The organism is Streptomyces fildesensis (assembly GCF_016107395.1).
GTDB classification, from domain to species: domain Bacteria; phylum Actinomycetota; class Actinomycetes; order Streptomycetales; family Streptomycetaceae; genus Actinacidiphila; species Actinacidiphila fildesensis.
In genome coordinates, this window is the sequence record NZ_JAAIKO010000268.1 from 1 (window position 1) to 284 (window position 284).

At 70.4% G+C, this 284-nt stretch carries 1 pseudogene; it reads right to left on the bottom strand.

From position 1 onward, the window contains the following. A pseudogene (locus C6N31_RS42865) lies at positions 1 to 284 on the bottom strand (class III lanthionine synthetase LanKC); the annotation flags it as partial.

The following is a 284-nucleotide window of genomic DNA, read 5'->3' on the forward strand; positions in this document are numbered from 1 at the left end:
CGTGGTGGCGGGAGGAAGGGCAGGTGCACGGGAGTGTCGTGCAGGGCGCTGCCTAGTGCGAGGAGACAGCCGGCGGTGCCGGTGCTCAAGTCCATGGAGAGGCGCATCATCTGCTCGCCGGCGAAGGCCAGATGTCCTTGGTAAGGGACGGCGCCCCAGGCCAGGGAGTCGATCTGGCGGCGGAGGTCCGCACTGTGGGTGCCGGGTCCGCCGGTGGTGGTGCGCGCCAGGTGCAGGACCATGCCGGCCGCTCCGCGGAACAGTCCGGGCTGGGCGTAGAACTT